The organism is Vibrio sp. Vb1755 (assembly GCF_033338635.1).
In the GTDB taxonomy this organism is placed as follows: domain Bacteria; phylum Pseudomonadota; class Gammaproteobacteria; order Enterobacterales; family Vibrionaceae; genus Vibrio; species Vibrio alginolyticus.
The window spans coordinates 1-15,430 of sequence record NZ_JAWOTA010000038.1 but is presented as its reverse complement, the minus strand read 5'-3'; the positions used below and the strand labels follow the sequence as shown (position 1 = coordinate 15,430).

The following is a 15,430-nucleotide window of genomic DNA, read 5'->3' as shown; positions in this document are numbered from 1 at the left end:
GATAAATGCATGCAAACTTTTGCGGAAATCTCAGCAGTTCGTGAACACCTTAAAACCTTTAAACGTGAAGGTCGTAAAGTGGCGTTTGTCCCTACCATGGGCAACCTTCACGAAGGCCACTTAACTTTAGTGCGTAAAGCACGCGAATACGCTGATATCGTTGTCGTAAGCATCTTTGTTAATCCGATGCAGTTTGATCGTGCAGACGATTTAAATAATTACCCACGCACGCTAGAGGAAGACTTAAGCAAGTTAACCTCTGAAGGGGTCGATGTGGTATTTACGCCAACACCAGAAGTTATCTACCCAGAAGGTCTGGATAAGCAAACCTTCGTCGATGTCCCTGGCCTATCAACAATTCTCGAAGGCGCGTCTCGACCAGGTCATTTCCGTGGCGTGACGACGATTGTGAATAAGCTGTTTAACATCGTACAACCGGATGTCGCGTGCTTCGGCGAGAAGGACTTCCAACAACTTGCTGTTATCCGCAAGATGGTTGATGACCTAGCAATGGACATTGAAATCATCGGTGTACCAACCGTACGTGAAATGGACGGTTTAGCAATGAGTTCACGCAATGGCTTGCTTACGCTGGACGAGCGTCAACGTGCTCCTGTACTTGCTCGTACAATGCGTTGGATCAGTAGTGCCATTCGCGGTGGCCGCGATGACTACGCATCGATCATCGAAGATGCAAGCGACCAACTTCGAGCTGCAGGTCTGCACCCTGATGAGATCTTCATTCGTGATGCTCGTACATTACAAGTGATCACACCAGAAACGACACAAGCTGTCATTCTGATGTCTGCGTTCCTAGGCAAAGCTCGTCTTATCGATAACCAAACGGTAGATATGGTTGTCGAAACGAAGGAAGAAGCTGAATCTAACAATACAAACTCAGAGAGCGCAGAGTAAGCTCTGAGTCATAAAAGTAAAAAGGTCGACTCTTAGTCGACCTTTTTTATACTCTACGTATAGACGCAATCTAACCCTTCAGGGCGAGTTTTAAACCGCTTGTGCAGCCACATCCACGCTGGAATATCACGTTTTATCATTTTCTCAAGCTCTTGGTTCAAGATGCTTGCCGCTTTAACCGCATTACGTCTCTCGAAACGCTCGCTAATGTCTTTTCCAATGTACAGCGTGTATTGGTGATTTTTACTCACTGTAACACCAGATATAACCGCGCACTTTGTTGCATCAATGAGAACACTAGACCCGACGGTACTCGCCGCTTGTTCAACAGCAAAAAACGGCGCAAAAACAGAATGGCTAACGCCATAATCATGGTCGGGCAAATACCAAAGTCGATGACCATTCTTCAGAACTTTGAGCATTGATTTCACGTCTTTTCGATCAATCATTTGATGTCCAAAACGAGTTCGACCTCGATGTTGAATAAACTCATAAGCAGGATTCGAATTTGGGCGATAAACGCCATAACCTTGGGCAAACTGGCTAAAAATACGAGCGGTTATCTCCAAGTTTAAATGGTGACTGCACACCACCAACACACCACGTCCATTCTTTTCCTCAGCGAGTAAACGATCTTTTCCAACAATAGAGGTTATCCGACGTATCCGCCAATCTGGCCAAAACCAGGCGATACCGGTTTCGATGATCGCCATTCCAGTATATTGAAAGTTTTTTCGTACTACGTCCTTACATTGCCAATCCGTAAAATCAGGGAAACACAGCTGGAGATTACGCAGAGCGATCTTGTGTCGGCGCTTCATTACATGCATCGCAATACAGCCGATGCTTCTACCTAAGATTCGTAATACTACATATGGCAGTACATTAACAAGAATCGCTAAAGATCCAAATGCCAGCCATACAGACCAATATTTGGGCTTAAGTAATTGATAGGAGAAAGGCGGCGGCGGGACAATATTCATAGGATCACTCATTTATTACAAATGATTGAAACCTACCATGATAAAAACCGAAAAATTGTATGGGTATGTATTGTTATGCACGCGAAAGAGCAGCATGAATCGCTGCTCTTTGCTTTATGAGAATGGCTTAGCTTCTTAGGCCAATCCCTTTGGTTACTAGGTAATACGCAATGGCATACAGTGCAACAACAAACACTGCAAGTACACTAAATGAAGTGACAATGCCCACATCCGAGACACCTAAAAAGCCGTAGCGAAACGCATTCACCATGTAGACGATTGGGTTGATCTTAGAAACGCCTTGCCAAAATTCAGGCAGCAGACTGATCGAATAAAAGACTCCTCCCAAGTAAGTTAAAGGAGTCAATACAAACGTAGGGATGATCGAAATATCGTCAAACGTTTTTGCGTAAACCGCATTGATCAAGCCACCGAGAGCAAATACAACCGACGTCATGAAGACAGTCGCGACAATAATGCCCCAGTGCTTCACTTGCAAATCAACGAACAAAAGTGACACACAAGTAACAATTGCACCGACCAACAAACCTCGAGTCACGCCGCCCATCACGTAGCCAGCAATAATCACATAGTTTGGTACCGGTGCCACCAGCAGTTCTTCAATGTTCTTCTGTAGCTTTGCACTAAAGAATGACGACGCCACGTTCGAGTATGAGTTGGTGATCACCGACATCATGATCAAACCTGGAACAATGTACTCCATGTAACTAAAGCCGCTCATCTCACCAATTCGAGAGCCAATAAGATTGCCGAAAATGATGAAGTACAACGTCATCGTAATGGCTGGCGGCACTAAGGTTTGCACCCAAATACGTGTAAAACGAGTGACTTCTTTGCTCAGCAAGCTGCGAAATGCCGTCCAATATAAACCGTACATTTAAATACTCCCCTCTCTTACAATGCTGACAAACAACTCTTCAAGTCGGTTGGCTTTGTTACGCATTGAGAGAACTTTAATGCCATGCTCTGTTAACTGACTGAATACCGAATTCAATCCTTGGCTTTTATCTAGTTCTATCTCTAAAGAGCCATTAACAATACTTTGTCGATTAACACCTTCAAGCTCGGGCACCTCGACTTCTGACTCAACATCCAAGATAAATGTTTCGACGCTTAGCTTACCTAGTAACGCCTTCATGGTGGTATTTTCAATCAGCTCACCACGATTAATAATGCCGATATTTCGACACAGCATCTCCGCTTCTTCTAGGTAGTGTGTCGTTAAAATAATCGTAATTCCTTGCTCTTGGTTGATCTCTTTCAGAAACCCCCACATTGAGCGGCGTAGTTCAATATCCACTCCAGCCGTTGGTTCATCTAAAATGAGTAACTGCGGCTCGTGCATCAAAGCTCTTGCGATCATTAAACGACGCTTCATCCCACCGGATAGGTTACGAGCACGCTCTTGGCGTTTTTCCCATAAATCCAATTTTTTCAGGTATTTTTCTGCTCTTTCTTTGGCTAATACTTTAGACACACCGTAATAGCCAGCTTGCTGCATCACAATTTGCTCAACGGTTTCAAACTGGTTGAAGTTGAACTCTTGTGGCACCAAGCCTAAATTCTGCTTGGCCAATTCGAGGTCGGTATCAATGTCATAACCGAAAACTTTCGTCGTTCCGGAGGTTTTATTCACTAAGGAGGAAATGATACCAATCGTGGTCGATTTTCCTGCACCATTGGGACCCAGAAGCGCGTAGAAGTCACCCTTTTTCACTTGGAGACTTATACCTTTTAACGCCTCAAAGCCACCTGCATACGTCTTGCGCAGTTGTTCAATTTCTAATGCGTACATAAGGTCTTGATTGCCGTTTGTTTGTGATTACTAATACCGACTCATATTTATCAGCGGTTTACTACAAAATCGCCTTGGGTATCGTACTGGAGGTCCATCAGTTTATCGTTGAATAACGATGATTACAAATAAACCTTTCGATAATATTGGAAATATAACCCTTACCTCGTAAAGGTTATCTCTAAGTAAGACAAAATAGAGCATAAAAAAACGCAACAGGAAACTGTTGCGTTTTTAACTGTCAGAATGATTACGCCGTTATGCGCTGATACTGGTCTGCCTCAACATGTGCCACCGCCGCATTCAATGCTTCGTAACGGAATTGGTACATATTTTCATCCGGGACAAGGTCAATCACATGGAATTTCTCTAGCTGTTCTCGTGTTCGCTCATTCGGGCATAATAAATACACGGCACAATTGGCATCGAGAGCATCCTTAATCGCATTCTCTAATGCCAAACCGACGGTCACATCAATCATTGGTACATCCGTAAGATCGAGAATCATCACGTCATAGTCCGAAATACTAGAGTGTTGACGTGAAATGGCTTTAGAAACACTAAAGATCATCGGACCGGAAAGATAAAAGAACAGCACTTTACCATTCGCACGATCCAACAAGCCACGCTCGCTGTCAGTCAGCGGCACATCATCTTCATCCGCGTCGCTGATCGCTTTTACTTGTCGCGCCTGCTCTCGGCTCAAACGCTCGATGATGATAATGTTCGAGATAAAGACGCCTAAACCCACCGCAACGATAAGATCAACGAATACTGTAAGCAACATAACGCCATACATCACCGCCATTCCGGAAAAACTTACCTTATGTGCCCTCTGAATAAAGCTCCAGTCTAGGATGTTAAAGCCAACATACACCGCAATGCCTGCTAACACAGCCATCGGGATTGGCTCTGTTAACCCGCCAGCAACCAGTACAACCAACGCCAACATTAGTGCACGAATCACACCAGATAATGGCGAACGAGCCCCAACTTGGATATTCGTTACCGTCCCCATGGTAGCCCCCGCCCCCGGCAGCGCACCAAACAAGCCTGAGATCATGTTAGCTAACCCTTGACCTCGCAGCTCTTTATCTGAGTCGTGTTCTTTACGAGTTAATGAGTCACCGATAACTGCCGTTAACAAAGTATCAATACAACCTAATGTGCCTAGCACTAATGCATCAATGACCATCTCGACAAACATATCTGTGTCAATGTATGGTGCGACGAGAGAAGGTAACCCAGCAGGAATTTCACCGATACGACGAATATCTTCTGTATCAAAGAGAATCACAGACAATAAAGTCACCGCGACCAATGCCACGAGCTGTGCAGGAACGTATTTACGATATTGCTTAGGGAAGAAAAAAAGAATCCCCAAAGTCAGTAGTCCCAAAAACAACTCACTGAACTTAAGGTTAGAAATGGTCTCCGGCAAAGCAGATAACGTTCCGAGTACTCCCCCTGAAGGCGCAGCATGCCCCATCAAAGGCGATAACTGCAGAATGATAAGAATCACACCTATGCCAGACATAAACCCAGAAATAACGCTGTAAGGCATCAAGGTAACGTATTTACCCAGTTTTAACGTCCCCAATAGGATTTGGAACGCGCCAGCCATCATGACAACTGTGAAAGTCATAGCCATGCCCGTTTCTGGGTATTTCGCCATCATACTGGTTAATACTGCGGTCATGATTACCGTCATTGGCCCTGTCGGTTCTGATATTAACGTATTAGAACCACCAAATAACGAGGCAAACAAACCGACCATTATTGCCCCCCAAAGGCCGGCCTCAGCCCCGGCTCCGGATGCAACACCAAACGCTAACGCCAGAGGGAGAGAGATAATCGCCGTGGTTACCCCGCCAAACACATCCCCTTTGAAATTGATATCTTCAAAACGACTACCGAACACTGCTGATTTTCCCTGCATTCAATTTTAAAAAGTAAAATATCACTACTTTAACGAGCTAGGCGAAAATTTAAACCATAAATAGATTAAGGCTAAATTCACACCACAAATAGTTTCACCAGATTTTACTTTTTTCTTAATGAAAACTAGTCAGATGAGTCCTATCTGACGAATATTTAACGAGATCGAAATTGTAACATTGTGTATAGTTACAACACTGATCGCTTGCATGTGCACACAAACAGCGGCAGCGATTTTGTCTTTTAAGGGAAGTAGTTTGCAAAATGCCGGAAATAAAACAGTTATTTGAAAACAATTCGAAATGGTCTCAAGAGATCAAATCTGATCGACCTGAATACTTCGCAAAACTCGCAGAGGGTCAAAAGCCTGATTTTCTTTGGATTGGCTGCTCTGATAGCCGCGTCCCTGCCGAGCGACTAACCGGACTATACTCAGGTGAACTCTTTGTTCATCGGAATGTTGCAAACCAAGTTATCCATACTGATCTCAACTGTCTATCGGTCGTCCAGTACGCTGTAGACGTTCTTAAGGTTAAACACATCATTGTCTGTGGGCACTATGGATGTGGTGGTGTAAACGCAGCCATTGATAACCCTAAGCTAGGTCTTATTAATAATTGGCTGTTACATATCAGAGATATCTATTTCAAACACCGCACTTACCTAGATCAAATGCCGCAACAAGATCGAGCGGATAAACTAGGCGAGCTTAATGTTGCAGAGCAAGTGTACAACTTGGGTAACTCAACCATCCTGCAAAACGCTTGGGAGCGTGGGCAAGATGTTGAAATTCATGGTGTGGTATACGGAATTGAAGATGGTCGCTTAGAGTACTTAGGCATTCGTTCTAACTCTAAGGAAACCGTAGAAGCGTCTTACCAGAAAGCTCTTTCGACGATTCTAAATACAGACAACAAGCTGCTTTGTCGCTAAGTCATATCTAAAAGTTGAACAAAAAACGCCCATCTTAAATGGGCGTTTTTTTATTTTTAATGCTGAACTCAATGATTATTCTTGAGGTACAACTTTACCGATGTATGGTAAGTGGCGGTATTTCTGCGCGTAATCAATACCCACCCCAACGACAAATTCATCTGGAATTTCGAAACCAATCCAATCCACAGGAACATTCACTTCACGACGAGATGGCTTATCTAGGAGCGTACAAATAGCGATAGACTTCGGCTCACGTAGCGAAAGAATCTCACGGATTTTATTTAGTGTGTTACCAGTGTCAATGATGTCTTCAACAAGCAGAATATCTTTACCTTTGATGTCATCATCCAAATCTTTCAAGATACGAACGTCACGTGAGCTTTCCATCGTATTGCCGTAGCTTGACGCAGTCATAAAATCAACTTGGTGAGTCAGTTCGATAGCACGTGCCAAGTCTGCCATAAATACAAATGAGCCTCGCAATAAGCCTACCAACACAAGATCTTCACTACCTTGATAACGCTCTGTAATTTGTTTGCCTAATTCACGAACTCGCTCCTGAACTTCTTGCTCAGAAATCATGACTTCTATTGTATGTTTCATACTGTGCTCAATCTAAATTTGTGGGTTGAGGTAAGTCGCACGCAAACGATCACCTAATCTTACGGCGTGTAGTGTATCACCACGTTCATTGGGTTGAAAGTCGCATCCTGTTGCCAAAAAATCTTGGAAGAAGGTCTTAGTTTTATAAAGTTCATAGCTAAATTTATCAATAATAATGACATTACTGTATATAAATTGTTCTACAGATGTTGACCTTGTGCATATGCACCATTACACTCATCACTGCTTTAAGCAACTATTAAAATAATCAATTAGGGGGTTACCCCCAATATCAACTCAAATGGCAAGGAAAATGGATATGGACTCAATTGCAAAGAGACCTAGAACTAGGCTTTCTCCAATTAAGCGTAAGCAACAGTTAATGGAAATCGCATTGGAAGTATTTGCGCGCCGCGGCATCGGTCGTGGTGGTCACGCAGATATCGCAGAAATTGCTCAAGTTTCTGTGGCGACTGTTTTTAACTACTTCCCTACACGCGAAGACTTGGTGGATGAAGTTCTCAATCACGTCGTACGTCAGTTCTCAAACTTCCTATCGGATAACATAGACCTAGACTTACACGCACGTGAAAACATCGCCAATATTACTAATGCGATGATTGAGCTTGTCAGCCAAGACTGTCACTGGCTAAAAGTATGGTTCGAGTGGAGTGCTTCAACACGTGACGAAGTATGGCCATTGTTTGTTTCAACTAACCGTACTAACCAGTTGCTGGTACAAAACATGTTCATTAAAGCAATTGAACGTGGCGAAGTGTGTGACCAGCACGATTCAGAACACTTGGCGAACCTGTTCCACGGTATTTGTTACTCACTGTTTGTCCAAGCGAACCGCGCTAAAGGTGAAGCGGAGCTGAAACATCTAGTGAATTCATACTTAGATATGCTTTGCATTTACAACCGTGAACACTAAAGCTTAGCTCGTAATATATGTCAGCCCACCGTTTGGTGGGCTTTTTATTGTCTGCTAAGCACACATTTATATTCCTATATAACAAGCATAAAAAAACCGCTGCAATGCAGCGGCTTCTATCATTCAGTCAGAAAAAGCTTACTTCTTCTTAACTGCTTTTTTGTTTGGCAGGTCAGTGATTGAACCTTCAAATACTTCAGCAGCTAGACCTACAGACTCGTGTAGAGTTGGGTGAGCGTGGATAGTCAGAGCGATATCTTCTGCATCACAGCCCATCTCAATTGCAAGGCCGATTTCACCAAGTAGTTCACCACCGTTAGTACCAACGATAGCACCACCGATTACGCGGTGAGTTTCTTTGTCGAAGATTAGCTTAGTCATACCGTCTGCACAGTCAGATGCGATTGCACGACCTGATGCTGCCCATGGGAATGTTGCTACTTCGTACTTGATGCCTTCTTCTTTCGCTTCTTTTTCAGTCTTACCAACCCAAGCCACTTCTGGCTCAGTGTACGCAATTGAAGGGATAACTTTAGGGTCAAAGTAGTGCTTCTTACCAGAGATAACTTCAGCAGCTACGTGACCTTCATGCACACCTTTGTGAGCAAGCATTGGTTGACCAACGATATCACCGATCGCGAAGATGTGAGGAACGTTAGTACGCATTTGCTTATCAACGTTGATGAAGCCGCGCTCGTCAATTTCTAGACCCGCTTTTTCACCGTCGATTAGCTTACCATTTGGTACACGACCGATAGCAACTAGAACCGCATCGTAACGCTCAGCTTCAGCTGGCGCTTTCTTGCCTTCCATTGAAACGTAGATACCGTCTTCTTTTGCTTCAACTGCTGTTACTTTCGTTTCTAGCATTAGCTTGAACTTGTCTTTGATACGCTTAGTAAATACTTTCACGATATCTTTGTCTGCTGCAGGAATTACCTGGTCAAACATTTCAACAACTTCAACTTTAGAACCTAGAGAGTGGTAAACCGTACCCATTTCTAGACCGATGATACCACCGCCCATGATAAGCAGTTTTTCTGGCACTTCTTTTAGTTCTAGAGCGTCAGTAGAGTCCCAAATACGTGGGTCTTCATGCGGGATAAATGGCAGTTTGATTGGACGAGAACCAGCCGCAACGATTGCGTTGTCAAAGTTAACAACTGTTGGCTCACCTTCGCCTTCTACAAGGATAGAGTTAGGGCCAGTGAACTTACCGTAACCGTTAACTACTGTTACGTTACGCATCTTAGCCATACCGCTTAGGCCGCCAGTTAGTTGGTTAACAACTTTTTCTTTCCAGATGCGGATTTTGCTGATGTCTGTTTGAGGCTCACCGAACACAACGCCGTGGTCAGCCATCGCTTTCGCTTCTTCAATTACTTTAGAAACGTGAAGCAGTGCTTTAGATGGGATACAACCCACGTTCAGACATACACCGCCAAGCGTGCTGTAACGTTCAACTAGTACAGTTTCAAGACCTAAGTCCGCACAACGGAATGCAGCGGAGTAACCAGCAGGACCAGAACCAAGTACAACAACTTGGGCTTTAATTTCTTTGCTCATTTTGACCTCTTGTAGTCATTATCCCTAACAGGCTGAGTGGGTATCGATTTTTTATGTTTAAGAGAGATTTGTTTTAAACAGTTATTTTCAGACCGCTAACAGTTTACAGAGATGTTAATGGTGTGAAAAGTAAATCAATTTAGCCTGTGAGCTAGACAACAATTCGATTGTGAAAACCCTGAACGAAGCAAGGCTGATAACCAAATTGTCGGTAATTATGATTAGCAGAGGCGGCTAAGTTGCCGCCTCTCATTCATCTAATTTCTATTACAGAACTAGACGACGAATGTCAGATAGACATGAGTTTAGGTAAGTGATGAAGCGCGCACCTTCAGCACCATCGATCACACGGTGGTCGTATGATAGAGACAGTGGAAGTTGTAGACGCGGTTCGAACTCTTTACCGTTCCATACCGGTTTCATTTCTGACTTAGACACACCTAGGATACCAACTTCTGGTGCGTTTACGATTGGAGTAAACGCTGTACCGCCGATACCGCCTAGGCTAGAGATAGTGAAACAGCCACCTTGCATGTCAGCCGCAGTTAGCTTACCAGCACGTGCTTTCTTAGAAACCGCCATTAGCTCTTCAGATAGCTCGTAGATGCCTTTCTTGTTCACGTCTTTAAATACAGGAACAACTAGACCGTTTGGTGTATCTACCGCGATACCAACATTCACGTATTTCTTCAGAATTAGGCTCTCACCGTCTTCTGATAGAGAAGAGTTGAACGCTGGGAACGCTTCAAGCGCTTTAGCTACCGCTTTCATGATGAACACAAGTGGTGTGATCTTCATGCCAGTGTCTTTCTTCGCTTCAATCGCGTTTTGCTCTTTACGGAATGCTTCAAGAGCCGTGATGTCTGCGTTATCCCACTGTGTAACGTGCGGGATCATTACCCAGTTACGGTGTAGGTTTGCGCCAGAGATCTTCTTAATGCGAGATAGCGGTTGAACTTCTGTCTCACCAAACTTGCTGAAATCCACTTTTGGCCATGGTAGTAGACCAAGAGCCGCGCCGTCGCCTTTGCCAGATGCTGCTGCACCTGCGCCAGACTCAAGACGCTTAAGTGCATCTTTCACGTAAGCTTGAACGTCTTCTTTTAGGATACGGCTCTTACGACCAGAACCTTTAACCTTAGAAAGATTAACGCCAAATTCACGCGCTAGACGACGAACAACTGGAGACGCGTGAGCGTACTCATCGTTTTCTTTGAAATCGCCAGTCGCTGCTGGAGCTGCTGCCGCTGGAGCTTCTGCTTTAGGAGCTGGAGCTGCAGGTGCTGCCGCTTGAGCTGGAGCTGCTGCAGGAGCAGGTGCTGCGCCCGCCACTTCGAATACCATGATTAGTGAGCCAGTAGACACTTTGTCGCCAGCTGCAATCTTGATTTCTTTAACTGTGCCAGCGAATGGTGCAGGAACTTCCATAGAAGCTTTGTCACCTTCAACAGTGATTAGAGATTGCTCTTCTTCCACTGTGTCGCCAACCGCAACCATGATCTCAGTAACTTCAACTTCGTCGCCGCCGATATCTGGAACGTTCACTTCTTTTGCCGCAGACGCTGCTGGAGCTGCTGCCGCAGGAGCTTCAGCTGCCACTGGTGCTGCTGGAGCGCCTGAACCTGCTGTTTCGAATACCATGATAAGTGAGCCAGTCGATACTTTATCGCCTGCTGCAACTTTGATCTCTTTTAGAGTACCTGCGAATGGCGCTGGAACTTCCATAGAAGCTTTGTCGCCTTCAACAGTTAGAAGAGATTGCTCTTCTTCGATGCTGTCGCCAACGGCAACCATGATTTCAGTAACTTCTACTTCATCACCACCGATGTCTGGTACGTGAACTTCTTTTAGTTCTGCCGCTGCTGCTGGAGCTGGAGCTGCTGCTGGAGCTGCTTCTGCCGCAGGAGCAGGTGCAGCGTCAGCTGCACCCTCGGCTTCGAAAATCATGATTAGAGAACCAGTAGAAACCTTGTCGCCTTCTGCAACTTTGATTTCTTTAACGATACCCGCTTGAGAAGCAGGAACTTCCATAGAAGCTTTATCGCCTTCAACTGTGATCAGAGACTGCTCTTCTTCAACCTTGTCGCCAACGCTTACAAGAATCTCAGTAACTTCAACCTCATCCGCACCGATGTCTGGTACATTAATTTCGATTGCCATTTCTTATCTACCTTCTTAATTAAGCGTATAGCGGGTTTGTTTTCTCTGTGTCGATGTCGAATTTCTTAATTGCTTCTGCAACTACAGATTTCTCAACTTCGCCACGTTTCGCTAGTTCAGTTAGCGCTGCTACTACTACGTAACCTGCGTTCACTTCGAAGTGACGACGTAGGTTTTCACGGCTGTCTGAACGACCGAAGCCATCAGTACCAAGAACTTTGAAAGACTCAGCAGGAATGTATGCACGAACCTGCTCTGCGTAGTTCTTCATGTAGTCAGTTGCTGCGATAGCAGGTTCAGTACCCATTACTGTTTGGATGTAAGGTACTTTCGCTTCCGCTTCTGGGTGAAGCATGTTGAAACGCTCTGCATCTTGGCCATCGCGAGTTAGTTCGTTGAATGACGTTACAGAGTAAACATCAGAAGCAACACCGTAATCTTCGCTTAGGATTTGAGCTGCTTTACGTACTTCATTCATGATAGTACCAGAGCTCATTAGCTGAACTTTCGCTTTGTCGCCCGTGTAAGTTTCTAGCTTGTAGATACCTTTACGGATGCCTTCTTCAGCGCCTTCTGGCATTGCTGGCATTGCGTAGTTTTCGTTCATTAGCGTTAGGTAGTAGAACACGTTTTCTTGTTCTGGACCGTACATGCGACGGATACCGTCTTGCATGATTACTGCTACTTCGTACGCGAATGTTGGGTCGTAAGAAATACAGTTAGGAACCGTACCCGCCAAAATGTGCGAGTGGCCGTCTTCGTGCTGTAGACCTTCACCATTCAACGTTGTACGACCCGCAGTTGCACCTAGTAGGAAACCACGTGCTTGTTGGTCACCAGCCATCCACGCCATGTCGCCAACACGTTGGAAGCCGAACATTGAGTAGTAGATGTAGAACGGGATCATTGGTAGGTCGTTTGTCGAGTATGAAGTCGCAGCAGCAACCCATGAAGACATAGCACCTAGCTCGTTGATACCTTCTTGTAGAACCTGACCTGAAGTCGCTTCTTTGTAGTAAGAAACAACGCCACGGTCTTCTGGTGTGTAAGTTTGGCCGTGCGGGTTGTAGATACCGATTTGACGGAACAGACCTTCCATACCGAATGTACGTGCTTCGTCAGCAATGATAGGAACGATGTTCTTACCAATGTTCTTGTTCTTAAGTAGAACGTTTAGCGCACGTACGAATGCCATAGTAGAAGAGATATCACGCTTCTGTTCTTCTAGTAGTGGCTTGAATTCTTCTAGCTCAGGAACGATGAATTCTTGAGTGAATTTTGGTAGACGCTGTGGCGTGTAGCCGTGTAGCGCTTTACGACGAGCGTGTAGGTATTCGTACTCTTTTGAACCTTCTTCAAGTTTCAGGTACGGAAGTTCTTTCACTGCTTCGTCAGTTAGGATGTCTTGAAGACCTAGACGGTCACGTAGGTGTAGTACGTGAGTCATGTCCATCTTCTTAACTTGGTGCGCGATGTTCTTACCTTCAGCCGCTTCACCCATGCCGTAACCTTTAACAGTCTTAGCTAGGATTACTGTTGGACGACCTTTAGTTTCTGCCGCGTTTTTGTATGCCGCGTATAGCTTAGAAGACTCGTGACCACCTCGCTTAAGTGCGAAGATTTCGTCATCAGTCATGTCAGCAACAAGTGCAGCTGTCTCTGGATACTTACCAAAGAAGTGCTCACGTACGTACGCGCCATCTTTTGATTTGAATGTTTGGTAGTCGCCGTCGATCGTTTCATTCATAAGCTGTAGAAGCTTACCAGTCGTATCTTTAGCTAGTAGTGAATCCCAGTTGTTACCCCAGATTACCTTCACTACGTTCCAACCAGCACCTTTGAACAGACCTTCAAGTTCTTGAATGATCTTACCGTTACCCATTACAGGGCCATCTAGACGCTGTAGGTTACAGTTGATTAGGAAGCATAGGTTGTCTAGTTTCTCACGCGCAGCGAAAGAGATAGCACCACGTGATTCTGGCTCATCCATCTCACCGTCACCTAAGAACGCGTAAACGCGCTGCTCTGAAGTATCTTTAAGGCCACGGCCTTCTAGGTACTTAAGGAAACGAGCTTGGTAGATAGAAGCGATTGGACCTAGGCCCATCGATACTGTCGGGAACTGCCAGAATTCAGGCATCAGTTTAGGGTGCGGGTATGAAGGAATACCTTTGCCGTCTACTTCTTGACGGAAGTTGTCTAGCTGCTCTTCAGTTAGACGACCTTCAACGAATGCGCGTGAGTAGATACCTGGTGAAATGTGACCTTGGTAGTAAACTAGGTCACCACCATCCTTCTCGTTTGGTGCACGGAAGAAGTGGTTGAAACATGTCTCGTAGAACGCAGCAGAAGACTGGAAAGACGCCATGTGGCCGCCTAGCTCTAGGTCTTTCTTAGATGCACGTAGAACGATCATGATAGCGTTCCAACGAATAATTGAGCGAATACGACGCTCAAGTGTTGTGTCACCTGGGTATGCTGGTTCTTGGTCTGCAGGAATCGTGTTGATGTAGTTAGTTGTGATACCTGTTGGCATATCAACACCGTCTAGACGTGCTTTATCTAGAACTTGCTCTAATAGGAATTGAGCACGCTCTAGACCTTCTTCACGTACAACTGACTCAAGCGCTTGTAGCCATTCTTGAGTTTCCAGTGCATCTACGTCATGCTTCATATCAGACATGGCGATCTATCCTTCTGTTGGTTGGATCTACTTATTTAAGTAACGCTCTTACGAGTCATTACCCTGCTGAATTCGACGTAGAGAACGCTCTCGTCGAGACTCTTCTCGAGTCAAATCCAACAATGTTTCTTCGATGTAAGCCAAGTGCGAGTGGGACATTTCTCGCGCCTTTTCAGGCTGACCAGAAACAATCGCATCCACGATATTGGCTCGGTGTTTACTGACTTTCTCGACCGCTTCTGGGCGGCGACGTAGTAATTTAAAATTTTGTAGAATATTTTGCTCAAGCAAAGGTGCTAAGCTTCGAACAATGTGCAACAAAACCACGTTGTGCGCGGCTTCTGTCAAAGCGATCAAAAATTGCATCACTTCCGCAGATTCAGCTTCGATATCGTTGTTTGCTTGCTCTTGGCTAATGCGCTCAAGGCAACCTTGAATACGCGCAAAATCTTCTTCGGTACCACGTAAAGCTGCAAAGTAGGCTGAAATTCCTTCCATCGCATGACGAGACTCAAGCACATCAAGCTGGGTTTCAGAATGACTAGACAACAAATTCAACAAGGGATCTGAAAAGCTCTTCCAGATATTCTCACTTACGAATGTTCCGCCACCTTGGCGACGAGTCAACAAACGCTTCGCTTCCAAGCGTTGAATGGCTTCTCGGACTGAAGGACGAGACACATCGAACTGTTTTGCCAGTTCACGCTCTGGAGGCAGTTGTTGCCCCGGAGACAATGTTCCTTCCACTATCAACCTTTCTAACTCTTGTTCTATAACATCAGAGAGTTTTGGCTGACGAATCCTTTGATAAGCCATAATTTATTGTTCTTCTACTCTTGCAGGTAATTGGTAATACCAATTTTAAGTTGGTGCAGAAATTAACATAATTAAAACGC

Annotated in this window: 12 protein-coding genes; 3 read left to right on the top strand and 9 right to left on the bottom strand. The window is 44.9% G+C overall.

Annotation, left to right across the window (positions count from 1 at the left end):
- The first annotated feature begins 9 nt into the window (after positions 1–9).
- Positions 10–915, top strand: coding sequence for a pantoate--beta-alanine ligase (gene panC / locus R7E00_RS21230; RefSeq protein ID WP_064376526.1), 906 nt, complete (start codon positions 10–12; stop codon positions 913–915).
- Positions 916–968: 53 nt separating this feature from the next.
- Here the strand turns inward: panC and R7E00_RS21225 are convergent, their stop codons facing one another.
- The 4 genes from R7E00_RS21225 to R7E00_RS21210 form a co-directional block, all read right to left on the bottom strand.
- On the bottom strand, positions 969–1,898 hold the full coding sequence (locus R7E00_RS21225; RefSeq protein WP_064376525.1) for a Kdo(2)-lipid IV(A) acyltransferase: 930 nt from the start codon (positions 1,896–1,898) through the stop codon (positions 969–971).
- Positions 1,899–2,025: 127 nt separating this feature from the next.
- Positions 2,026–2,796, bottom strand: a complete 771-nt coding sequence (locus R7E00_RS21220) for an ABC transporter permease (RefSeq protein WP_262606245.1) — start codon at positions 2,794–2,796, stop codon at positions 2,026–2,028.
- Positions 2,797–3,714 (bottom strand): ABC transporter ATP-binding protein, encoded by a 918-nt coding sequence (locus tag R7E00_RS21215; RefSeq protein WP_161440656.1) that lies wholly within the window; start codon positions 3,712–3,714, stop codon positions 2,797–2,799.
- 250 nt (positions 3,715–3,964) lie between these two features.
- Positions 3,965–5,635, bottom strand: coding sequence for a SulP family inorganic anion transporter (locus R7E00_RS21210; protein WP_005379997.1), 1,671 nt, complete (start codon positions 5,633–5,635; stop codon positions 3,965–3,967).
- A 281-nt stretch (positions 5,636–5,916) separates the two neighbouring features.
- Here R7E00_RS21210 and can point away from each other — a divergent pair, with 281 nt between their 5' ends.
- Entirely contained in the window at positions 5,917–6,585 is a 669-nt protein-coding gene (gene can / locus R7E00_RS21205; protein ID WP_005379996.1) for a carbonate dehydratase, read from the top strand.
- A 75-nt stretch (positions 6,586–6,660) separates the two neighbouring features.
- On the opposite strand, the gene hpt is transcribed toward can, so the two are convergent.
- Positions 6,661–7,191, bottom strand: a complete 531-nt coding sequence (hpt, locus tag R7E00_RS21200; protein WP_005379995.1) for a hypoxanthine phosphoribosyltransferase — start codon at positions 7,189–7,191, stop codon at positions 6,661–6,663.
- A 319-nt stretch (positions 7,192–7,510) separates the two neighbouring features.
- Between hpt and opaR the strand changes: the two genes are divergently transcribed.
- Positions 7,511–8,125, top strand: coding sequence for a transcriptional regulator OpaR (gene opaR, locus R7E00_RS21195; RefSeq protein WP_005379994.1), 615 nt, complete (start codon positions 7,511–7,513; stop codon positions 8,123–8,125).
- Positions 8,126–8,263: 138 nt separating this feature from the next.
- Here the strand turns inward: opaR and lpdA are convergent, their stop codons facing one another.
- The 4 genes from lpdA to pdhR all read right to left on the bottom strand — a co-directional run bounded on the left by lpdA (position 8,264) and on the right by pdhR (position 15,350).
- On the bottom strand, positions 8,264–9,691 hold the full coding sequence (lpdA, locus tag R7E00_RS21190) for a dihydrolipoyl dehydrogenase (RefSeq protein ID WP_005379993.1): 1,428 nt from the start codon (positions 9,689–9,691) through the stop codon (positions 8,264–8,266).
- Positions 9,692–9,958: 267 nt separating this feature from the next.
- Positions 9,959–11,851 (bottom strand): pyruvate dehydrogenase complex dihydrolipoyllysine-residue acetyltransferase, encoded by a 1,893-nt coding sequence (aceF, locus tag R7E00_RS21185; RefSeq protein WP_213962835.1) that lies wholly within the window; start codon positions 11,849–11,851, stop codon positions 9,959–9,961.
- A 19-nt stretch (positions 11,852–11,870) separates the two neighbouring features.
- Positions 11,871–14,534, bottom strand: a complete 2,664-nt coding sequence (aceE, locus tag R7E00_RS21180; protein WP_005386612.1) for a pyruvate dehydrogenase (acetyl-transferring), homodimeric type — start codon at positions 14,532–14,534, stop codon at positions 11,871–11,873.
- A gap of 48 nt (positions 14,535–14,582) precedes the next feature.
- Complete coding sequence (gene pdhR / locus R7E00_RS21175; RefSeq protein WP_005379989.1) at positions 14,583–15,350, bottom strand: pyruvate dehydrogenase complex transcriptional repressor PdhR; 768 nt, start codon at positions 15,348–15,350, stop codon at positions 14,583–14,585.
- Positions 15,351–15,430 lie beyond the last annotated feature (80 nt).